We start from the raw sequence: 21,206 nt of genomic DNA, 5'->3' as shown, positions 1-21,206 counted from the left end.
TTTCATCCGGCGCGTCCAGCAGCGGGCGACGGCCCTTACCGGCGAGGAGCCTTTCAATGATCCGTCGTACCGTGGCCATCGCCGGGGCGCTCGCATTCGCAGTCGGCTTCGCAACCGTCCCGGTCGCAGCCGCAGAGCCGTACTACAAGAACTGCGCTGAAGCCCGGGACGCAGGAGTGGCGCCCCTTCACGAGGGTGACCCCGGCTACCGTTCAAAGCTCGACCGCGATGGGGACGGCATTGCCTGCGAGTAACGGCAGAGTCGAATGAGCACTGGGAAGGTGCGGACGCAGATCATCGGGGCAGCCGGTGAGGTGCTGGTGACCTACAAGCTGTTGAAGCACGGAATTGACAGTGCGCGAATGACCACCGATTCGGGTATCGATTTGGTGATGTACGTACCCGGTGTGAATCGGGCCGCGACGATACAGGTCAAGGCGCTGTGGGAGCCCGTGCCCGCCGGCGGCAAGGGGCCGCTCTCGTATGGGTGGGTTTTCAGCCCAGCGTATGAGGCCGATTGGTTGGCTCTGGTTGACGTAGCAGGAAACCGTGCCTGGCTGCTGGAAATGGTCCGCGCGCGCGAGCTGGCGCAGCAGAAACCCGAAAGCGGCAAATGGCGAATTTATTGGTATCCAGACGATTCCGCTGTCGAGGGAGACGCGCGACGGGAATCGGAAATGGCCGCGTTTGAGATTGAGACTGTTTTGAAGCGCATCGCAGCGAGCCGGGACGTCGTCCCCGAAGACGTTGGACCGGCGGGCAGTTCGCAATGTCCGGCCCGGTGATTCAGCTCGTACGCGGTGGGTCGATGAGACGACTCCTGGCCGCGCTGGGCGTCGCCGGGACTTCGCTGGTAGCCACGGCTAATGCCGGTGCGGATCCTGCACCGTTTCCGTACTGCGCGTACGACCCGACCGGTAACGCGGGTTCATGGTCGGACCCCTGCGAGCCGGTGGGACTGCAGCCCGATGGACGATACAACCCGCCCGCATTGCCCTGGGCGCCGGCGACCGACCCCGACACGGGCCAGACTCAGAACCCGTACGTCGCAGGTGGCGGGCAGTGGTGACCGGACGGGCAACGGCATACTGCTGAACGATCAGCGGTCCTGCACGAGCCGATCCAGCCAGCCGGTGTCGCCGGTGTCGACGACGGTCCGCGACCGGGTGTCGTAAACCGTTGGCGTGCCCGGCTTTTCCGGGTTCGCCGCAAGTAGCTGCACCCGGTTGAACGCGTTCATCGAGGTGGGGTCGACGGCCGGCTGGCCGGACTCGATGCGCTGCACCGCCGTCTCCGGCAGCCCGCTCTCCCGGGCGGTGACCGCGACGTCCGCCACGCTCGGGGCGCCGGCCTTGCGGTACAGGTTCTCGGCGAACGTCTGGTAGGCGACGGCCGAGGTGTCCGGGCCGGCGGCCGCCATCAGCGCGTTGCCGACCCGCGCGGAGACGTCGTTGTTGCGGCGGGCATCCAGGAACGTCATCCAGCGGTAGGTGACCGCCACGTCGCCGGCGGCCAGGTGGCGCCCGAGGCTGGCACCGGAGGCGGCCTCGAACTTGGCGCACTCCGGGCACTGCGGGTCGCAGAACAACTCCAGTTGGACCGGGGCGTCGGGAGAACCCGCGGTCACCCCGTAGTGGTCGGGACTCAGGGCGGTGGCCGGCGCATCGGCGTGCGCGGTCCCTGCTGTCATGAGCGCGCAGGCTGTCGCGGTGAGCACCGCAGCGGTCCAGGATCGCATGGGGGACAGGGTAGCGTCGTCGCCGTGAGCCGCGCGAACCTGGACAAAGACCCGCATGCGGTAGCGGCCATGTTCGATGGTGTCGCTCGCCGGTACGACGTGACCAACACCGTGCTGTCGCTGGGCCGGGACCGGGCCTGGCGACGGGCCACCCGCCGGGAGTTGGCGCTGCAGCCCGGGCAGAAGGTGCTGGATCTGGCGGCGGGCACCGCGGTGTCCACGGTGGAACTGGCGAAATCCGGGGCCTGGTGCGTGGCGACGGACTTCTCCGTCGGGATGCTGGCCGCCGGCCGGGGACGGCCGGTGCCGAAGGTCGCCGGTGACGCCACGGCGCTGCCGTTCGGCGACGCGGTGTTCGACGCGGTCACGATCAGCTTCGGCCTGCGCAACGTCGTCGATCACGTCGCGGGCCTGCGGGAGATGGCGCGGGTGACCCGGCCCGGCGGGCGGCTGGTGGTCTGCGAGTTCTCCACCCCGACCGTCCCGGTGTTCGCCACGGCCTACAAGGAGTACCTGATGCGGGCGCTGCCGGCGGTGGCCCGCGCGGTGTCGTCGAACCCGGACGCCTACGTGTATCTGGCCGAGTCGATCCGGGCCTGGCCGGATCAGGCGGAGTTGGCGCGGCGCATCGAGCAGGCCGGCTGGTCGGGGGTGCGGTGGCGCAACCTCACCGGCGGCATCGTGGCGCTGCACAGCGCTGTCCGCTGACCCCGCCACCCGCTGACCCCACCCCTGCGCCGAGCGTGCAGAAAAGTTCACCCCGACCTGGGGAGATACCGGACGCTTGTGCACGGTCGCGCTAAGCGAACGGGGGCCGACGGTCGATCAGCCGGGACAGCCGGCCGCCGCCGCGCCACGCCCGGGCCACCCAGTCCGCGTCGTCGTCGGTGACCAGGTTGGCCATCACCCGCACCGCCACCCCCATCAGCGCTGTCGACCGCATCGCCAGCGGGCCGGTGCGCGGCAGGAACTTCGGGAACGTCAGCAGCAGCCCGAGCCGTCGGGCCACCGAGAAGCCTCGGGCGTAGCGGGCCTGCAGTTCCGCCGGCCAGGCGTGCGTGAGGTCAGCGGACGGTCCAGCATCGCCCAGCATCTGGCTGGCCAGCAGACCGGTCTCCAGCCCGTAGTCGATGCCCTCGCCGTTGAGCGGGTTGACGCACGCCGCGGCGTCGCCGATCAGCATCCAGTTCGGCCCGGCCACCCCCGACACGGCGCCGCCCATCGGCAGCAGCGCGCTCGCCGGTGCGCGCACCGGCCCGTCGAAGCCCCACTCGTCGCGGCGCAGGTCGGCGTAGTAGCTCATCAGCGGCCGCAGCGCCACGTCGGCGGGACGTTTGACGGTGGCCAGTGCGCCGACGCCGATGTTCACCTCGCCGTTGCCGAGCGGGAAGATCCAGCCGTAGCCGGGCAGCGTCGCGCCGTCGGGGGAGCGCAGCTCCAGGTGCGAGGTCAGCCACGGCTCGTCGCTGCGCGCCGACGTCAGATATCCGCGGGCCGCCACCCCGTACACCGTCTCCTGATGCCAGTGGCGGCCCAGTGCCCGGCCGAGTACCGAACGGGCCCCGTCGGCGACGATCAGCGACCGGCAGCCGACCTCGGCGCCGTCGGCCAGCACCACCGCACGCACCCGACCCGCCGCGTCGTGGTGCGCGCCGACGGCCTTGCGGCCCAGCAGCATTCGGGCGCCGGACTCTTCGGCGACCTTGCGGATCCGCTCATCGAGTTCGGTGCGCGGCGCGGCGCTGCCGGTCGACGGGAACGCCGGCCCGGGCCACTCGACCTGCACCTCGCCACCGAATCCGGACATCCTTAAGCCGCGGTGCCGGATGTGGGCGTCGAGCCAGTCGCCCAGCCCCAGCAACTCCAGTTGCTGCACGGCGCGCGGGGTCAGCCCGTCGCCGCAGGGCTTGTCGCGCGGGAAGCTCGCCGCGTCGATCACCAGCACGTCCCGGCCCGACCGGGCGGCCCAGGCGGCGGCCGCCGACCCGGCCGGTCCGGCGCCCACCACCACCACATCGGCCACCATGTCAGCGCTGGCATTCACGGTGACCAGTATGTTGGAGCCGTGAGGACACCGGCGAGTGTGGTGGCGGGCTTGGACTTCAGCGCCTTCGGCGATCCGGCGTTCGCCGGCGAGGTGCGTGACGGGGTGGCGCGCATCGAGAAGCTGATGGACGCCGAACTGCGCGGTGGCGACGAGCTGATGACCGAGGCGGTGACCCACCTGTTCGACGCCGGCGGCAAGCGCTTCCGGCCGCTGTTCACGGTGCTCTCCGCCCAGCTCGGCCCGGAACCGGACGCCTGGCAGGTGACGGTGGCCGGCGCGGTGATCGAGTTGGTGCACCTGGCCACGCTGTACCACGACGACGTGATGGACGAGGCGCAGATCCGCCGCGGGGCGCCCAGCGCCAATGCCCGGTGGGGCAACAACATCGCGATCCTGGCCGGCGACTACCTGTTCGCCACCGCGTCGCGGCTGACGTCGCGGCTCGGGCCGGAGGCGGTGCGGATCATCGCCGAGACGTTCGCCCAGCTGGTGACCGGTCAGATGCGGGAGACCCGCGGGAGTGCCGGTGACGTCGACGAGATCGAGCACTACCTGAAGGTGGTGTACGAGAAGACCGCCTGCCTGATCTCGGCGTCCGGCCGGTTCGGGGCGACATTCTCCGGCGCCGACGCCGACCAGGTCGAGCGGCTGGCCCGGCTCGGCGGCATCGTCGGCACCGCGTTCCAGATCTCCGACGACATCATCGACATCGACAGCGACCCGGATGAGTCCGGCAAGCTGCCCGGCACCGATCTGCGGGAGGGCGTGCACACGCTGCCGGTGCTCTACGCGCTGCGGGAGAGCGACGCGTCGGTCGAACGGCTGCGGACCCTGCTGGCCGGGCCGGTCACCGACGACGACGTGCTCGCCGAGGCGCTGGCGCTGCTGCGCACCTCACCGGGGATGGCCAAGGCCAAGGAGACGGTGGCCGACTACGCCGCGCAGGCCCGCGCCGAACTGGCCGCGCTGCCCGACTGCGTCGGCCGTGCGGCGCTCGCCAGCCTGGTCGACTACACGGTCAGCAGGCACGGCTGAATTCGGAACCTTCCAAAGCTTTGTGGCGTTTAATCGGCACTGACCTTTCAGGAGGACTCCGATGACCTGGCATCCGCACCACAACACCGCCAAGACATTCCTCCTGCTGTTCGGTATGTCGGCGGTGATCGTCCTGGTCGGCCGGGCGTTCGGTCCCACCCAGATGTGGCTGGCGGTGCTGTTCGCGGTCGGCATGAACGCCTACACCTATTTCAACAGCGACAAGCTGGCGCTGCGGGCCATGCACGCGCAGCCGGTCACCGAGGTGCAAGCGCCGGCGATCTACCGGATCGTGCGGGAGCTGGCCACCACCGCACACCAGCCGATGCCGCGGCTCTACATCAGCGACACCGACGCCCCGAACGCGTTCGCCACCGGACGCAACCCGCGGCACGCCGCGGTCTGCTGCACCAGCGGAATCCTGCGCATCCTCGACGAGCGGGAACTGCGCGCGGTGCTCGGCCACGAACTGTCGCACGTGTACAACCGCGACATCCTGATCTCCTGCGTGGCCGGCGCGATGGCCTCGGTGATCACCGGCCTGGCCAACATGGCGATGTTCATGGGCAACCGCCGGGACGGCAACCCGCTGGCGGCGCTGCTGGTGGCGCTGGTGGGGCCGCTGGCGGCCTCGGTGGTGCGGATGGCGGTGTCGCGGTCACGGGAGTACCAGGCCGACGAGTCCGGCGCGGTGCTCAGCGGCGACCCGCTGGCGCTGGCTTCCGCGCTGCGCAAGATCTCCGACGGGGTGCAGGCGGCACCGCTGCCGCCGGAGCCGCAGCTGGCCAGCCAGTCGCACCTGATGATCGCCAACCCGTTCCGGGCCGGTGACAAGATGGGCGCGCTGTTCGCCACCCACCCGCCGATGGCCGACCGGATCCGCCGGCTGGAGGACATGGCCCGCGGATAATTCCCGGGCGTCCCATCGGTCCCACCGGCACCGTGTCTGGGGCATGTGGATGTGTTGGAAAACGATGTCGCATGCGCTATCACCTGTGGATCGCGGACTTGCCGGGAACTCCGACGAGTGGGTTACTGATCGGCCATGAACAACTACACCTACCGCGCGGAATGGTCACAGGACCACCGGCAATACGTCTGTCGCTGCATCGAACTGCCGTGGCTGTCGCAGTGGGCACTGACGATGCCCGAGGCGATCGCCGCAACCGCGCGGGCCGTCGACGACTACGTCGCTGACCGGTCGGTGGAAGGCGACCGACTGCCGCCGCCGCTCACCGAACAGCGGTACAGCGGCAAGTTCATCGTCCGGACCTCACCGGCGCTGCACGCCCGGCTTGCGGTGGAAGCCGCCGAGCAGAACGTGTCGCTGAACCAGTGGGTGATCCAGCGGCTGGCGAACCAGCCACCGGTCAGCCTCCTCGACTGGTGATAGCGCATGCGACATCGTTTTCCAACACACCCACACCACTGAGTCACGGTGCCACTGGGGCGGCAGTGACTACTGCAGCCGGGTGAGGTCCACGCTGCCGCCGGTGCCCTGATGCTGGTGGGTCCAGTCGTCGATCGCCTGCTGCGCCGCATGGTCGAGGTAGGTGGCCGCGATGTCCAGGGTGACCGACGCGCCGCCCGGAATCTGGATCAGCACCCCGGTCAGCTTCGGCACCGACAGGAACGTGCAGATCCCCGATACCCGGACGTACCAGGCGTCGCCGATGTGCTCGGCGGTGATCTTCGACCGGATCACCCGCCACCCGGTCATCACGATCGCCAGCGCCAGCCCGATCAGCACGCCGTGCAGCAGGTTGACGAAGACCACGCAGATCGCGGTCACGACGTACACCGTGACGTCGCCGTTGCGCCGGGCGGCCTGCAGGTGGGCGGGCTTGAGCAGCTGGGCGCCGATCACGATCAGCAGCCCGGCCAGTGCCGCGGTCGGGATCTGCTGGATCACCGCCGCGAACGGCACCGCGAACAGCAGGATCCAGACGCCGTGCAGGATCGTCGACGCCCGTGAGCGTGCCCCGGCGCTGACGTTGGTGGAACTGCGGACGATCACCCCGGTGACCGGCAGGCCGCCGAGCATCCCGGAGGCGACGTTGGCCGCGCCCTGTCCGATCAGCTCGCGGTTGAAGTCGGTGCGTGCACCGCGGTGCAACCGGTCCACCGACACCGCCGACAGCAGACTCTCCACGCTGGCGATCAGCGCCACCGTCAGCACGCCCATCGCCACCGCACCCCAGTGGCCGTCGGGCAGGCCGGGCAGCGCCAGCGCGTCGAGCAGCGATCCGTCCAGGTGGATGCGGGCGACGTGGAACGGGAAGGCCAGCGACAGGACTGTGGCGCCGGTGATGGCCACCAGCGGGCCGGGCAGGTGCGACAGCGGCGCCGGAACCCAGCGCCAGCCGACCAGCACGGCGATCACCAGCACGCCCAGGATCAGGCCGCCGCCGTGCGCGCCGACGATCTGGTCCGGCAGGCCGATCACGTTGTGCCAGGCGTCGCTCTTCGACGAGCCACCGAGCAGCACATGGGTCTGCTGTAGGGCGATCGTGATGCCGATGCCGGCCAGCATCGCGTGCACGACGACCGGCGAGATCGCCAGCGCCGCCCGTGCCACCCGGCTCAGTCCCAGTGCGATCTGCACGGCGCCCGCGCCGGCGGTGATCAGGCAGGTCACCGCCCAGCCGAACTGGGCCACCAGATCGGCGACGATCACGGTCAGCCCGGCCGCGGGGCCGCTCACCTGCAGCGGCGATCCGCCCAGCGCGCCGGCGAGGATCCCGCCGACGATCGCGGCGATCAGACCGGCCAGCACCGGTGCGTCGGATGCGATCGCGATGCCCAGTGACAGCGGCAGCGCGACCAGGAACACCACCAGCGAAGCCGGCAGGTCGTAACGGCAGAGCGATCGCAGCCGTGGAGTCAAGCGGTCAACGGCGTCCTTGGCGTCGTGAATGGCCGTTTGCTCGGTGAGAATCGTCTGCTCCCTCGATCTGCCCGTCGCAGGTCCGGCGACGGGTGGTTGAATGGTCACCGTCGAGGGTATTGAGCGACAAAATGCCAGCGCAAACCAAGAATAAAAAACACAGCGAACTTAAATTTTCGCGGTGTGCCCCGTCACTGTCGCAGCCTTTTCGTCCGCAGACCGTAATCGGATAGTTTGCTGGTATTCACCGGCTGTTCAGAACCCGCTGCCGTCGACCTCGTGTCCGGGGGTCTCGGCCATCAGCCCGCGGTAGGCCTGCTCCACCGTCGAGCCGTGGTTGATCACCGCGTCGACCTCCCGGGCGATCGGCATCGTGATCCCGTACTGGGCGGCGAACTCCATGACCACGCTGGCGGCGCGCACCCCCTCGGCGACCTGGCTCATCGAGGCGATGATCTCGTCGATCGACTTGCCCGAGCCGAGCTGTTCGCCGACGTAGCGGTTGCGGCTGCGCTGGCTGGTGCAGGTGACGATCAGGTCTCCCATGCCGGCGAGCCCGGCGAACGTGTCGCGGGCGCCGCCCATCGCCTCGCCGAGCTTGGCCATCTCCCGCACCGACCGTGACATCACCAGGGCCCGGGTGTTCTCGCCGATGCCCAGCGAGTAGCCCATCCCCACCGCGATCGCGTAGACGTTCTTCAGCGCGCCGGACAGCTCCACCCCGGTCACGTCGTCGCTGGTGTACACCCGGAACCGCCGGGTGTGGAACAGCAGTGCCAGTTCGGCCGCCAGGTGTTGGTCGGGCATCGCCAGCACCGCCGCCGCCGCGTAGCCGTCGGCCACCTCCCGGGCGATGTTGGGCCCGGCCAGGATGCCCGCCGGGTGGCCGGGCAGCACTTCGTCGACGATCTGCGACATCCGCATGTTGGTGCCCTGCTCCAGGCCCTTGACCAGGGACACCACCGGTACCCACGGCCGCAGTTCGGTCGCGAGTTCTTCGAGCACCCCGCGGAACCCGTGCGACGGCACGGCCATCACCACGACGTCAGCGCTGTGCGCGGCCTCGGCGAAATCGGTGGTGGCGCGCAATGTTTCCGAGAGCACCACCTCGTTGCCCAGGTAGCGGCTGTTGCGATGGTTGTCGTTGATGTCGGCGGCGGTCGGCGCCGAACGCACCCACTGCAGCGTCGGCGCGCGCCGCGAACAGATCGACGCCACGGTCGTCCCGAACGAACCACCGCCGAGCACCACGACCTTGGGAGTGCGAGTAACAGCCATGTCGCTCAGGGTATTGGCGCCGACGCCGCCGCACCGGCGGTTGGCGAACTCAGCCTGATCTCCGAAATTGGTGCAGGGTAGCCGCTCGGACCGGTGATAGTTTCGGTCTAACCGTTTTCCCCAACCGCCGGAGAGAGTCAGCCGCATGACCGTTTCGGTGTCTACGGTCAAAGCCTCCCGCCCTAGCACGCTGATCGACGCCGCCGGTGATATGTCCGGCAAGATCAGTCAGCTGGAAACCGTCATCGCCGGCGAGCGCGAGGATCTGGCCCGGCTGCAGCAGTCCTGGCAGGGGGATGCGGCGGGCGCCGGGCTGAACAAGGGGCTGCAGCTCATCGGCAAGGAGGAGCGATTCCTCACGCGGCTGCGGGCATTGGAGTCCGCCCTGGAAAACGGCGGCGATCAACTCTCGGCACTGCGCCGCGCGATCGTGGAGATGGTCGAGACGCTAGCGAAGCTCGGATTCTCGGTCAGCGATGCCGGTGTGGTCGAACCGCACCAGTGGCTTATCGGCAAGTATCTGCAGAGCATTGCGGAGAAGGCCACCCAGTTACTGCAGAAGTTGCTGCAACTCTTCGATGACGTCGACCAGGCCACCGCGGCCGCCATCGACCAGGCGCGGGGTTCGTCGATTCCGAATCCGCCGGTCAAGGTCGGGGGAGACGAGATCGCGATCCCGTCGCCGGACACCAGCCCCGAAGACGTCAAGCGCTGGTGGGATTCGCTCACCGACGACCAGCGCCAGGAGTTGATCCGGCAACACCCGGCGTTGCTCGGCAACCTCGCCGGCATCCCGGCCGACGTCCGCGACCCGGTCAACGTCGCGGTGATGGACGACGACCTCGACCGGGTCGAGCATCTCGCGCAGCAGCGCGGCGTGTCGGTCGACGACGTGGTGAACAACCCTGCGAAATACGGACTTTCGGATGCCGACATCACCCGGTATCACAATGCGCAGAAGACCCAGGAGGGTCTGCTGCACGACATGGGGATCGACACCAGTAAGGACCATCGGCGGTACAGCGAGATCAGTGATGAAGAAAAGAAGGATCTGCGGCCCACCATGCTCTGGGCTTACGATCCGTTGGCGATCAACGGCAAGGGTAAGGCCGCGATCGCGATCGGCAACCCCGACAAGTCCCCGAACACCGCCGTGATCGTGCCCGGCACTGGAAGCAGTGTCCGTGATGGTTGGCTCTCCGACGGTCACAACGACGCGATCAACCTCTACGACCAGTCGTCGTTCGCCGATCCGAGCCATCCGACCGCGGTGATCGCCTGGATGGGGTACGACACTCCGGCGAGTTTCACCGATCCGAACATCGCGAACCCGGGTCTGGCGAGGACCGGCGGTGATCTGCTGGCCTGGGATGTCAACAGCCTGAGCGCCACGCACGAGAGCGGTGTCCCCCAGCACGTCACCGTGATCGGGCATTCCTACGGGTCGACGACGGTCGCCGACGCATTCGCGAACTCCGGCATGCAGGCCAATGATGCTGTGCTGCTGGGCTGCCCGGGCACCGACCTGGCGAAGAACGCCGCGGACTTCCACCTCAACGGCGGGCAGGTCTACGTCGGTGACGCCTCCACCGATCCGGTTGGCTGGATCGGGGAGGGGCACAGTTGGACCAATCCGCTCAACGACGCACTGGGGCACCCGCTGGGGACATCCGCCGGGCTCGGCACCGACCCTGCTCATGACGGCTTCGGGGCGACCCGCTTTCGGGCTGAAATCCCGGATGCGAACGGCCTCAACCCCGGCGACCACTCGCACTACTACGAAGTCGGCGGCGAAGCACTGCGCGGAATGACCGACATCGCAACCGGGCACGGGGCCGATCTAGCGAACGATGGAATGCTTGCTGCGCCCAGAACGGATGCGCCGATTCTCGGCACCGGGTCGGTGCATACTCCATTCGGTGACAGACCCGTACCGACACTGCAATCGCCGATTCAAGATCCGGAAGCAGATCGACCTGGAACAAGTGGCCATGAGTTCTAACCGCCATCGAAATAGTCACCGCCGACCTGTGATCGCGGCAGGATTGGCCGCAGTGGCAGTGGCAGTGGCAGTGGCGGTGGCAGTAGGAGGGTGTTCGTCGATGTCTCCGTTTCATAAGGGCGCAACGGGTCCCGCTCATCCCGTGGAACCGCTCTCCGATGAGCAGTCTCGAGCACAGGTCGTCGATCCGGCCAAGGAGATCGCCAGGGCCGCAGGCCTGCAGGTCACCCGTGTGACGTTCGCGTGGGAGTGGTGCAATGACCAGGGTGAACCCCCGTATCACGGCCGGGTCGACATGGTGTTCAAACTGCCATCCGATGGCGATAGCGGTGCGTATTTCGAGCGGATTCTCTCAACGATGGCGGATCAGCCCGGCTGGGGTGAGGGCCCGGTGCCAGGTAAGCGTCCTTTCGGCGACAGCCTGCATAAAGCCGGTGCGACAGTGGTCGTCGGTAGGCGGAACAAGGAACGTGGTATCGCACAGGTCTTCGGCGAATGCCGCAACATGAACGACCACCGCGATGACAGCGGCTGGCACGACATCACCGACGAGTTCACCGGCAACTGAATCAGCCTGCGAGCGGGGTCCTTTCACCGGCCCGCCCGAACACCATCGCCTCCTCGATCCGGTCGAAGCGGTAGTCGAGGGCGTCGGCGAAGTAGTTCTGCCGTACGTTCCACGGCCGTTTCGTGCCGGACTTGGGCAGCGCGTGCGGTGCGCGGAGCACGTAGCCGGCCTGCAGGTCCCAGGCCGACTTCTCCTGCATCGGCCGGTGGTCGGAGTCGGGGTAGGCGTGCGTATACCCGCGGGCCTTCATGTAGCCGATCAGCTTCGCGGTGGCCCGGGCGGTGATGTCGGCGCGCAGCGTCCACGACGCATTGGTGTAGCCGACGCACCAGAACAGGTTCGGCACGTCCTCGAGCATGTGCGCCTTGTAGACGAACCGGTCTGTCGGCTTGATCTCGGTGCCGTCCAAGCTGATTCGCACTCCGCCCAGCGCCTGCAGTTGCAGTCCGGTGGCGGTGACGACGACGTCGGCGTCCAGGCGCCGACCGGACTGCAGCACGATGCCGGTGTCGTCGAAACGGTCGATCCGGTCGGTGACCACCGTGACGCGCCCGGCACTGATCTCGGTGTACAGGTCGGCGTCCGGGATCAGGCACAGTCGCTGGTCCCACGGCTCGTACGGCGGCTTGAAGTCGACGTCGACGGGGTAGCCGGGCGGCAGGTTCGTCACCGCCTGCCGGCGCAGGATCGCCTTCAGGGCCGGCGGGCTGGTGCGGGCGACGAACCAGATGACGGCCTCGAAGAACGCCATCGTGAATCGGATGATCGGGTGCGCCACCTTGCGCGGGAACACCTTTGCGACGACGTCGATGAACTTGCTGTAGTTCGACGCCGAGATCAGGTAGGTGGGGGTGCGCTGCAGCATGGTGACCTGCGCGGCGTCCTCGGCCATCGCCGGCACCAGCGACATCGCGGTGGCGCCACTGCCGATCACCACGACCTTCTTGCCGGTGTAGTCCAGGTCCGCCGGCCAGTGCTGCGGGTGCACCACGGTGCCGGTGTAGCTCTCGATCCCCGGGAAGTCCGGGGTGTAGCCGTCGTCGTAGTTGTAGTAGCCGGAGCCGAAGAACACGAACCGGCTCCGATAGGTCCGTGCTTCGCCACCCTCGTCGACGGTGACCGTCCAGGTGTCGGTTGCCGAGTCCCAGTCGGCGGAACGGACGTAGCTGTTGAACCGGATGTGGCGGTCGATGCCGTACTTGGCCGCCGCCTCGGTCAGGTACTCGCGGATCTGGGTGCCGTCGGCGACTCGCGCCCGGCCGGTCCACGGCTCGTACGGCAGGCAGAGCGTGAAGATGCTGCTGTCCGAGCGCACGCCGGGGTAGCGGAACAGGTCCCAGGTGCCGCCGATCCGCTCGCGGCGCTCCAGGATGACGTAGCTGGTGCCGGGGTTGCGCTTGGTGATGCGGTAGGCCGCGCCGATACCGGAGATGCCCGCGCCGATGATGACGACGTCGAGAGTGTCTTCAGTCACGGGGCCAGCCTAGGCACCGACCGGTTGGTTGGGTAATCGGACGGCTATCGGTAGTTGACGAACTGCAGCGCCACGTCCAGATCGGCACCCTTGAGCAGCGCGATCACGGCCTGCAGGTCGTCGCGCTTCTTCGACGACACCCGGATCTCGTCGCCCTGCACCTGGGACTTGACGCCCTTGGGGCCCTCGTCGCGGATCAGCTTGTTGATCTTCTTTGCCTGCTCGCCGGAGATGCCCTCCTTGATGCTGCCGCTGACCTTGTAGGTCTTGCCGGAGGCCTGCGGGTCGCCGGCGTCGAACGCCTTCATCGAGATGTCCCGGCGGATCAGCTTCTCCTTGAACACGTCCACGGCGGCCTTGACGCGCTCCTCGGTGGAGCTGACAAGTTCGATGTTCTCCTCGCCCTTCCAGGCGATGGTGGTGTCGGTGCCGCGGAAGTCGAACCGGGTGGCCAGTTCCTTGGCGGCCTGGTTCAGCGCGTTGTCGACCTCCTGCCGGTCAACCTTGCTGACGATGTCGAACGATGAATCCGCCATGAGGTGTCTCTCCTTGGTCGTGGCCGTTTGCGTGTTGAGACCATCCTCGTTGTAGTCTGCTACTCGCAATACGGCAGGTTGTCCGAGCGGCCAATGGAAGCGGACTGTAAATCCGTCGGCGAAAGCCTACACAGGTTCGAATCCTGTACCTGCCACCGAAGATCGGGCCCGCTTTCGAGCGGGCCCGATTTCGTTGTCCGAGGGGATCTGCGCACCCGGCCGATCGACTTGTGTTCCAAGTCACGGAAAATCATTCCTGTTTCAATCCTGGTAGGTTGGTTTGCGATAAGTCGCACCGGTTAACTAGACGCCGGTTCGGGGTTCGCGGTAGCGGCTGACGGGGGCGACGGTGTCGAGCGACGAGCGTCGGAAGACTTTTCGGGCTGATGACATCGGCGACCAGAGCGGTCGCAGGTTCGTGGTGACCGGTGGCAGCCGGGGCCTGGGTGAGGTCGTCACCCGGGTGCTCGCCGCCAAGGGCGCGACGGTGGTGATGGCCTGCCGCAACACGGCCAAGGCGCAGCAGATCGCCGACCGGATCCGCGGTGACGTGCGCGTCGCAGCGCTGGATCTGGCCAGCTTGGCATCGGTGCGGGACTTCGCCGCGCGGCAGGGCGACGTCGACGTGCTGATCAACAACGCGGGGATCATGAACATCCCCAAGACCCGCACGGTGGACGGTTTCGAGGCGCAGTTCGGCGTCAATCATCTCGGCCACTTCGCGTTGACCGGACTGCTGCTGGACCGCATCGGCGATCGGGTGGTGACGGTGTCCAGCATCGCGCACAAGCAGACGCCGAAGTTCTGGATCGGCGACCTCAACTACGAGCGTCGCGTCTACCAGCGCAACCTGGCCTATGTGCAGTCCAAGTTGGCGAACCTGATGTTCGCCCGCGATCTGCAGTCCCGGCTGAGCGCGATGGGATCGAGCATTCGCTCCTACGCGGCGCATCCGGGGGTGTCCGGCACTGAGATCTTCGACAGCGACAAGACGCTGAACGGCCGCGTCTCACGGCGTTTGATGCGGGCCATTGGCCAGTCGCCGCAACGGGCCGTCGAGTCGATTCTGTTCGCGGCCACCGCTGCCGCCGACCCGACCATCTACTGGGGACCCACCCGGCTCATGCAGACTCGCGGACCGGTGGGGCAGTGCCCGCCGAGCAGGCGAGCGCAGGACCGCGCACTGTGGTCCCAGCTGTGGACGGAGTCGGAGAAGATGACGGGCGTCATCTACCCGTTCGGAATCTCGGCTGCGTACAGCGGTGGTCTGGCGATGGCGGGGGCCGCCCACGCCGGACCGTAGGGCGCCCGGCTCCGGTTTACCGGTCAGCTTTTGAAGGCCGGCACCTGCCGCAGTCGCGGCGTATGCAGCTTGATGACGTGCCCGATCGGCGTGGTGAACTCGTTGAGGCCCTCGCCGTGGCAGTTCTCCGGCGGCTGCACCCCGCAGAACGGGCAGGAGTGGTTGACGGCTTCAGCGACGACCTCATCGGACCAATCGCTGACACCGCCGTGAGTTTCATGATTCGCGGTGGTCATGTGATCCACGTTACGACGATCGCGCCCGTCGCACGCGGGTTTGGGCGCCGCCTTCGGTAAAGGTCCAAAGTCCCCTAGCGGGCCGGATTTGGGTAAGGCTAACCTTTGCCGCATGACGCTTCCCATGCCTGACCGGAAACCCGCTGACCTGCCTGGCCACTGGCTCTTCGCCCGACTGGGCAAACGCGTGCTGCGGCCCGGCGGCCTCGGGCTGACCGAGCGGATGCTCACCGACGCGAACCTGGCCGGCGCCGACGTGGTGGAGCTGGCGCCCGGCATGGGCCGCACCGCGCAGGAGATCATCAACCGCCACCCCGGCTCCTACACCGGGGTGGAGGGTGACGCCAACGCCGCCGAGGTGGTCCGCGGCGTCGTCGGCGCCAAGGGCACGGTGGTCAACGGGGAGGCCTCCGAGACCGGCCTGGCAGACGGTTGTGCCGACGTCGTCGTCGGTGAGGCGATGCTGACGATGCAGACCGACCCGCACAAGACCGAGATCGCCCGTGAGGCGTTCCGGGTGCTGCGCCCCGGCGGCCGCTACGCCATCCACGAGTTGGCGCTGGGCCCGGCCGGGGTCTCCGACGACGTCAAGAACGAGGTCCGTACCTCGCTGGCCCGCTCGATCAAGGTCAACGCCCGCCCGCTCACCGACGACGAGTGGACCAAGGTGCTCACCGACGCCGGTTTCACCGTCAAGACCATCTCGCACGCCCCGATGTCGCTGCTGGAGCCGCAGCGGCTCTTCGCCGACGAGGGGATCGTCGGGGCGCTGCGGTTCATCGTCAACGTGCTGCGCGACGGCGACGCCCGGACCCGGGTGCTGGAGATGCGCTCGACGTTCCGCAAGTACGCCAAGAACATGTCCGCGATTGAGGTCATCGCCGAGAAGCCGGCGGCCTGAGCCCCGCCGAACCCACGCCGAGCGGGAATCCGGCGACGCGACACCCCGGTACCGCGTCGCCGGATTCCCGCTCGCGGCAAGATGACAGCATGACTTCCCCCGACCGTGATCGCGACGCCGCCGGGCGGGCCCGCAACGCCCGGCCCCGCGATCGGCTGGGCCGGCCGCTGCCCCGCGGCGCTCAGGGCGACATCGAGACGATCCCCGACGACTTCGAACTGCCGCCGGCCAAGACCCTGGCCTACGCGCAGCGCCTGCTCGACGACGGCCTGGCGTTCAGCGCCCACGAGGTGCTGGAGGCCGCCTGGAAGAACGGGCCGGACACCGAACGCGACCTGTGGCAGGGCCTGGCGCAGCTGGCCGTCGGTGTCACCCACATCCAGCGCGGCAACCGCACCGGCGCGGCGAGCCTGCTGCGCCGCGGCGCGGATCACCTGGCACGCCTCGACAGCCCGGGACCGTACGGTGTCGACGTGCCCGGCCTGCTGCAGTTCGCCGCCGAACTGATCGACGCCCTGAACTCCGGCGCGGAGATCGCCCCGCAGCGGCTGCACCCCAGGCTGGTCGCGTGAGCGAGCCGACCCGGTGGCCGCTGGCCGACGGCCGGGAGCTGCTGTTCTTCGCACTGCCCGGGCGGGTGCCGGCGCCGGTGCCCGACCTGCGGCCGCTGCCGCCGCGGGATCCCGAACCCTCGGAGTTGCGGTTCGACCGCACCACCGGCCAGTGGATCATCATCGCCGCCGCCCGCCAGGACCGCACCTATCACCCGCCCACCGACGCCTGCCCGCTCTGCCCGGGACCGTCCGGGCGCACCAGTGAGATCCCCGCGGCCGACTACGACGTCGTCGTCTTCGAGAACCGGTTCCCCAGTCTGGCGGGATTTCGGCGCGATAATGCTCGCTCAGCGGGAGGAAACGCGCCGAAATCGTTCGTGACGGAGCCCGGGGATGGCCGCTGCGAGGTGGTCTGCTTCTCTGCCGACCACACCGGGTCGTTCGCCTCGCTGGCACCGGCGCACGCCCGGCTGGTGGTGGACGCGTGGCGGCATCGCACCGCCGCACTGTTGGCGACCCCCGGCGTCGAGCAGGTGTTCTGCTTCGAGAACCGCGGTGAGGAGATCGGGGTGACGCTCGCCCACCCGCACGGCCAGATCTACGGCTACCCGTACCTCACCCCGCGCACGGCGGCGATGCTGGAGCAGGCCGGCAAGCACCGGATTGCCCACGGCCGCAACCTGTTCGCCGATCTGCTCGCCGACGAGATCGCCGACGGGGCCCGGATCGTCGCACGCACCGAGGCGTTCACCGCGTTCGTGCCGTTCGCGGCGCGCTGGCCGGTGGAGGTGCACCTGTACCCGAATCGCAAGGTAGCCAACATCACCGAACTGAACGAGGCTGAATTGGACGACTTCACCGCGGTCTACCAGGACCTGCTGCGGCGCTTCGACGCGCTGTACGACACGCCGCTGCCGTACATGGCCGCACTGCACCAGTACCGGGACGACACCGACGCCCAGCGTGACGGCTACTTCCACGTCGAGCTGATGTCGATCCGGCGCAGCGCGACGAAGCTGAAGTACCTGGCCGCTTCCGAGTCCGCGATGGACGCGTTCATCGCCGACGTGACCCCGGAATCGGTGGCCGCCCGGTTGCGAGAGGTGGCGGCGTGACGATCTCCTACACCGCGCCCGGCCGGGTCAACCTGATCGGCGAGCACACCGACTACAACGGCGGCTACGCGCTGCCGATCGCACTGCCGCAACGCATTACGGCCACCTTCACCCCGGCGCAGATCGAGACGCTCACCGTCGTCAGTGACCGCGCCGAGGATTCGGTGCGCATCGACGTGGACACCGTGCCGGGTGACGTGACCGGTTGGGGGGCGTATCCGGCCGGGGTGGTGTGGGCGCTGCGACAGGCCGGGCATCCGGTCTCCGGCGGGACGATGAGCCTCACCAGCGACCTGCCGATCGGGTCGGGCCTGTCGTCGTCGGCGGCGCTGGAGTGCGCGGTGCTCGGAGCGCTGGCCGGTGCCGCCGGTCTGGAACTCGACCGGATCGAGGCTGCCCGGATCGCGCAGCGCGCCGAGAATGACTACGTCGGCGCCCCAACGGGTTTGCTGGATCAGTTGGCGTCGCTGTTCGGGGAGATCTCGACGGCGCTGCTGATCGACTTCCGGGACGTCGCCGTGCACCCGGTGGAGTTCGACCCGGACGCCGCCGGGTTCACTCTGCTGCTGATCGACTCCCGGGCGCCGCACGCCCACGTCGATGGCGAGTACGCGGCACGGCGGGCCTCCTGCGAGCGGGCGGCCGCCGACCTTGGCGTGGCATCGCTGCGGGAGGTGCAGCACCTCGGAGCCGAGGCACTGGCGTCGGTCAAAGATCCGGTGGACGCCCGGCGGGCAAGGCACGTGCTCACCGAGAACGAGCGGGTGCTGGATTTCGTTGCGGCCCTTGGTGAGTTGGATTTCGCCGCCGCGGGGAAGCTGATGACGGCGTCGCACGCCTCGATGCGCGACGACTTCGAGATCACCACCGCGCACATCGACCTGCTCGCCGACACCGCGGTCGCCGCCGGTGCGGTGGGGGCCCGGATGACGGGCGGCGGCTTCGGCGGCTGCGTGATCGCGCTGGTGCCCACCGATCAGACCGTCACCGTCGTCGACGCGGTGCGGAAGGCGGCCGTCGGCGCGGGTTATGACGAGCCGGAGCTCAGCCGGGTGTATGCCGCGCTCGGTGCGGGGGCGGGCCGGTAGCGGCTCAGATCATCTCGTTCTCGGTGAGCCAGCGCATCACCGGCCAGCCGACGAAGACCGGCAGCCAGCAGGTCAGCACCCGGTAGAGCAGCACCGAGGGGACCGCGATCGCCGCCGGCAGGCCGAACGCGGCCAGTCCACCGATCAGTGCGGCCTCCACCGCGCCGACCCCGCCGGGGGTGGGCGCCGCCGACGCCAGGGTGCCGCCGACCATCGTCACCACGGTCACGGTGACGAACGACGTGCTGCCGCCGAACGCCTCCACGCTGGCCCACAGTGCCAGTGCCGCACCGAGAGTCGTGCCGGCCGCACCGAGCACGATCAGGCCCAGCCGCTTCGGCTCACCGGCCAGTTCCCTCAGGTCGGCGGTGACCTCGGCCAGCCTCGGCCGCACCGCCGTCGACAGCCAGCGCCGCAGGTTCGGCACCAGCAGGAAGGTGCCGACGATGCCCAGTGCCACACCGGCGATCAGGTAGAGCAGGGTGGCGCTCGGCACGAAGTGCGACAGGTCCGCCGAGGCGCCGGCCGCGGTGGTGAAGATGATCAGCAGGATGACGTGCACGATCACCTGCACCGACTGCTGCAGGGCGACGGCGGCGGTGGCCCGCAGCGTGCTCAGCCCGCCCTTGACCAGGAACCGGGTGGACAGCGCCAGGCCGCCGACGCCGGCCGGGGTGGTGGTGGCCGCAAAGGTGTTGGCCACCTGCATGATCGCCAGGTTCTTCATGCTCACCGCGCCGTTCGCGCAGGCCCACAGCGCACCGGCCGCGCCGACGTAGGTCAGCGAGGAGACCGTCAGCCCCAGCAGCGCCCACCACCAGTTGGCCCGGTGCAGCTGGGTGAAGAACGTCGGGACGGCGCTGATGAACGGGTAGGCCACGTAGACCAGCGCGCCCAGCAGCACCAGCTGGATGAGCTGGCTGCGGGTGAACCGGCTGATGGTCTTGGTCTGGATCTGGTCGGTGCCGGTCTGGCGTTTGACCTCTTCGCGGGCGGCGTTGATGACCGCGCCGACGTCCGGCAGTGAATCCCGAAGCCGGGCCGGCAGCGCCGATTTGGTGAGCCGGCGGGACGCGGACAGCACCGTGGGCCGGTCGAACGCGTCGATCGCGGCGCGCACCGCGGCCGCCGGGTCGTACAGCGCGGACGTCGTCACGAGCAGCTGGGCGATGTCGGACTGCAGCTGGGCGCGGGTGGCGCCGTACTCGGCGTTGCCGAACCCGCCGAACAGTACGGTCTCCCCGTCGACGCTGAGCTCCTTGCCGCGCAGGTCGCCGTGCGAGATCTGCTGGGCGTGCAACCGGTGCAACGATTCCCACGCCCAGGCCACCGAGGTGGTGCCGACGCACTCGGTGATCGGCGTCCCGAGCGGCGGGGTGTGGGCATAGAGGGTCCAGCCGCGGTCCAGGGAGGCGACCGCGACCGTCGTGGTGTTGGCGACCTCGGCGCGGCCGATCGCGATCGCCATCAGCGCACGGTGTTCGACGGCGCGGTGCATCGACGCGTGCAGCGGTGACGTCTCGGTGTTGCGCAGCCGCAGTTTGCGCCAGAGTTGGCGCAGCGCACCGCCGCTGCGCTGGTTGGGGCCGTACAGCTCCACCGTCACCGGCTCACCCGCCATCGCCGACAGCACCAGTGGACCGCGGCCGGCCGGGTGGATGACGGTCAGCTCGGAGACGTCGCAGCCGCGGCGGGACAGCGCCCGGATCGCGCCGTCGAGCGGCACCTCCAGGGCCGGGGTGCCGACCACCAGCACCACCAGCGCGCCGACGAACCAGCCGACCGCCAGGCCGAGCAGCGAGCGGGCCGGCACGATCGCGCTGACCACCAGGTGGATCGGGACGAACGCCAGCAGCAGCGCCCACCACCAGCGCCGCCACCGCGACGGCAGCCAGGGGCCGGAGACGGTGAGCATCGCGGCCAGCATCGCGATCCAGCGCGGGTCGTCGAGGAAGTGCGCCAGCGTGGTGGCCAGCCGCTCGGAGAGGTCGAAATGCCAGGCGGGCGCGGCGATGCCGTCGCTGCGGATCGACAGGCTCAGCACGGCCAGCAGGCCGGCGACGGCGTAGGCGCCCAGCAGCGTCCACTGCCGCGAGACGATCAGCCCGATCAGGATCGCGAACGGCAGCGCCAGGATCGCGATGCCGTAGCCCAGGTAGACCAGGTTGGACTGGGTGGGGGAGAGCACCCCGACGATCTGCGAGACCGAGCGCTCCAGGCTCACCCACTCGTAGCGGGTGACCAGCGAGCTGGCGATGACGGCGGCGAGGAACATCGCCGCCAGCACGAGGCGCAGGATGTCGTTGGTGCGTCGGGTCAGCGGCTGCAGGAGGCTGCCGGTGACGACGACGTCGCGCCCGTCAACTCGCATGGTCACTTTCGGTCCGGTGTGGCGTCGCGTCGCGCGACGGCTCGCCACAACTTATCCGGTGGGATGCGAGATG

The 21,206-nt window shown here is 68.8% G+C and carries 21 protein-coding genes and 1 tRNA gene; 14 read left to right on the top strand and 8 right to left on the bottom strand.

The window, feature by feature from the left end; all coding sequences use genetic code 11:
- Positions 1-56: 56 nt before the first annotated feature.
- The gene (locus KIH27_RS12395; RefSeq protein WP_214093248.1) at positions 57-254 is read left to right on the top strand and encodes an excalibur calcium-binding domain-containing protein; all 198 of its coding nucleotides are present in this window, start codon (positions 57-59) and stop codon (positions 252-254) included.
- A gap of 12 nt (positions 255-266) precedes the next feature.
- The gene (locus tag KIH27_RS12390) at positions 267-785 is read left to right on the top strand and encodes a hypothetical protein (protein WP_214093247.1); all 519 of its coding nucleotides are present in this window, start codon (positions 267-269) and stop codon (positions 783-785) included.
- Between the two features lie 314 nt (positions 786-1,099).
- On the opposite strand, the gene KIH27_RS12385 is transcribed toward KIH27_RS12390, so the two are convergent.
- Entirely contained in the window at positions 1,100-1,738 is a 639-nt protein-coding gene (locus tag KIH27_RS12385; protein ID WP_250150019.1) for a thioredoxin domain-containing protein, read from the bottom strand.
- Between the two features lie 24 nt (positions 1,739-1,762).
- Between KIH27_RS12385 and KIH27_RS12380 the strand changes: the two genes are divergently transcribed.
- Positions 1,763-2,446 carry a demethylmenaquinone methyltransferase gene (locus tag KIH27_RS12380; protein WP_214093246.1) on the top strand — a complete coding sequence of 228 codons (684 nt, stop codon included), beginning with the start codon at positions 1,763-1,765 and terminating at the stop codon, positions 2,444-2,446.
- 91 nt (positions 2,447-2,537) lie between these two features.
- Here KIH27_RS12380 and menJ read toward each other — a convergent pair whose 3' ends face one another.
- Positions 2,538-3,764, bottom strand: coding sequence for a menaquinone reductase MenJ (gene menJ, locus KIH27_RS12375; RefSeq protein ID WP_214093283.1), 1,227 nt, complete (start codon positions 3,762-3,764; stop codon positions 2,538-2,540).
- 39 nt (positions 3,765-3,803) lie between these two features.
- Between menJ and grcC1 the strand changes: the two genes are divergently transcribed.
- The 3 genes from grcC1 (at position 3,804) to KIH27_RS12360 (ending at position 6,210) form a co-directional block, all read left to right on the top strand.
- The gene (grcC1, locus tag KIH27_RS12370) at positions 3,804-4,820 is read left to right on the top strand and encodes a nonaprenyl/(2E,6E)-farnesyl/geranylgeranyl diphosphat synthase (protein ID WP_214093245.1); all 1,017 of its coding nucleotides are present in this window, start codon (positions 3,804-3,806) and stop codon (positions 4,818-4,820) included.
- Between the two features lie 61 nt (positions 4,821-4,881).
- Entirely contained in the window at positions 4,882-5,730 is an 849-nt protein-coding gene (gene htpX, locus KIH27_RS12365; RefSeq protein ID WP_214093244.1) for a zinc metalloprotease HtpX, read from the top strand.
- Positions 5,731-5,865: 135 nt separating this feature from the next.
- Positions 5,866-6,210, top strand: a complete 345-nt coding sequence (locus KIH27_RS12360) for a type II toxin-antitoxin system HicB family antitoxin (RefSeq protein ID WP_214093243.1) — start codon at positions 5,866-5,868, stop codon at positions 6,208-6,210.
- 69 nt (positions 6,211-6,279) lie between these two features.
- Here the strand turns inward: KIH27_RS12360 and KIH27_RS12355 are convergent, their stop codons facing one another.
- Both KIH27_RS12355 and KIH27_RS12350 read right to left on the bottom strand, forming a co-directional pair.
- Positions 6,280-7,737 carry a SulP family inorganic anion transporter gene (locus tag KIH27_RS12355; RefSeq protein WP_307856865.1) on the bottom strand — a complete coding sequence of 486 codons (1,458 nt, stop codon included), beginning with the start codon at positions 7,735-7,737 and terminating at the stop codon, positions 6,280-6,282.
- 225 nt (positions 7,738-7,962) lie between these two features.
- Positions 7,963-8,985: an NAD(P)H-dependent glycerol-3-phosphate dehydrogenase gene (locus KIH27_RS12350; protein ID WP_214093242.1), complete on the bottom strand. Its 1,023-nt coding sequence runs from the start codon at positions 8,983-8,985 to the stop codon at positions 7,963-7,965.
- A 145-nt stretch (positions 8,986-9,130) separates the two neighbouring features.
- Here KIH27_RS12350 and KIH27_RS12345 point away from each other — a divergent pair, with 145 nt between their 5' ends.
- Together KIH27_RS12345 and KIH27_RS12340 are read left to right on the top strand one after the other, a co-directional pair.
- Positions 9,131-10,987, top strand: coding sequence for an alpha/beta hydrolase (locus KIH27_RS12345; RefSeq protein WP_214093241.1), 1,857 nt, complete (start codon positions 9,131-9,133; stop codon positions 10,985-10,987).
- Positions 10,988-11,129: 142 nt separating this feature from the next.
- Positions 11,130-11,555, top strand: coding sequence for a lipoprotein LppJ family protein (locus tag KIH27_RS12340; protein ID WP_307856863.1), 426 nt, complete (start codon positions 11,130-11,132; stop codon positions 11,553-11,555).
- A 1-nt stretch (position 11,556) separates the two neighbouring features.
- On the opposite strand, the gene KIH27_RS12335 is transcribed toward KIH27_RS12340, so the two are convergent.
- Both KIH27_RS12335 and KIH27_RS12330 read right to left on the bottom strand, forming a co-directional pair.
- Complete coding sequence (locus KIH27_RS12335; RefSeq protein ID WP_214093240.1) at positions 11,557-13,029, bottom strand: flavin-containing monooxygenase; 1,473 nt, start codon at positions 13,027-13,029, stop codon at positions 11,557-11,559.
- Positions 13,030-13,073: 44 nt separating this feature from the next.
- On the bottom strand, positions 13,074-13,565 hold the full coding sequence (locus KIH27_RS12330) for a YajQ family cyclic di-GMP-binding protein (RefSeq protein WP_214093239.1): 492 nt from the start codon (positions 13,563-13,565) through the stop codon (positions 13,074-13,076).
- Between the two features lie 72 nt (positions 13,566-13,637).
- Here KIH27_RS12330 and KIH27_RS12325 point away from each other — a divergent pair.
- Together KIH27_RS12325 and KIH27_RS12320 are read left to right on the top strand one after the other, a co-directional pair.
- Positions 13,638-13,720, top strand: a tRNA-Tyr gene (locus KIH27_RS12325).
- A 194-nt stretch (positions 13,721-13,914) separates the two neighbouring features.
- Complete coding sequence (locus tag KIH27_RS12320; RefSeq protein WP_214093238.1) at positions 13,915-14,868, top strand: oxidoreductase; 954 nt, start codon at positions 13,915-13,917, stop codon at positions 14,866-14,868.
- Positions 14,869-14,891: 23 nt separating this feature from the next.
- Here the strand turns inward: KIH27_RS12320 and KIH27_RS12315 are convergent, their stop codons facing one another.
- A complete protein-coding gene (locus KIH27_RS12315; protein ID WP_214093237.1) occupies positions 14,892-15,104 on the bottom strand; it encodes a hypothetical protein in 213 nt (70 codons plus the stop codon).
- A gap of 112 nt (positions 15,105-15,216) precedes the next feature.
- Here KIH27_RS12315 and KIH27_RS12310 point away from each other — a divergent pair, with 112 nt between their 5' ends.
- From KIH27_RS12310 to KIH27_RS12295, 4 genes are all read left to right on the top strand, one after another.
- Positions 15,217-16,005 (top strand): class I SAM-dependent methyltransferase, encoded by a 789-nt coding sequence (locus tag KIH27_RS12310; RefSeq protein WP_214093236.1) that lies wholly within the window; start codon positions 15,217-15,219, stop codon positions 16,003-16,005.
- An 89-nt stretch (positions 16,006-16,094) separates the two neighbouring features.
- A complete protein-coding gene (locus KIH27_RS12305; RefSeq protein WP_214093235.1) occupies positions 16,095-16,577 on the top strand; it encodes a DUF309 domain-containing protein in 483 nt (160 codons plus the stop codon).
- On the top strand, positions 16,574-17,674 hold the full coding sequence (gene galT, locus KIH27_RS12300; RefSeq protein WP_214093234.1) for a galactose-1-phosphate uridylyltransferase: 1,101 nt from the start codon (positions 16,574-16,576) through the stop codon (positions 17,672-17,674). Before KIH27_RS12305 ends, galT begins: the two co-directional genes overlap by 4 nt.
- Positions 17,671-18,762, top strand: coding sequence for a galactokinase (locus KIH27_RS12295; RefSeq protein ID WP_214093233.1), 1,092 nt, complete (start codon positions 17,671-17,673; stop codon positions 18,760-18,762). Before galT ends, KIH27_RS12295 begins: the two co-directional genes overlap by 4 nt.
- 4 nt (positions 18,763-18,766) lie before the next feature.
- Here the strand turns inward: KIH27_RS12295 and KIH27_RS12290 are convergent, their stop codons facing one another.
- A complete protein-coding gene (locus KIH27_RS12290; RefSeq protein ID WP_214093232.1) occupies positions 18,767-21,133 on the bottom strand; it encodes a lysylphosphatidylglycerol synthase transmembrane domain-containing protein in 2,367 nt (788 codons plus the stop codon).
- Between the last annotated feature and the right edge of the window lie 73 nt (positions 21,134-21,206).

Source organism: Mycolicibacter acidiphilus, from assembly GCF_018455725.1.
GTDB classification, from domain to species: Bacteria; Actinomycetota; Actinomycetes; order Mycobacteriales; family Mycobacteriaceae; genus Mycobacterium; species Mycobacterium acidiphilum.
The sequence above is the reverse complement of the archived record's forward strand: the minus strand, read 5'-3'. Positions and strand labels throughout refer to the sequence as shown.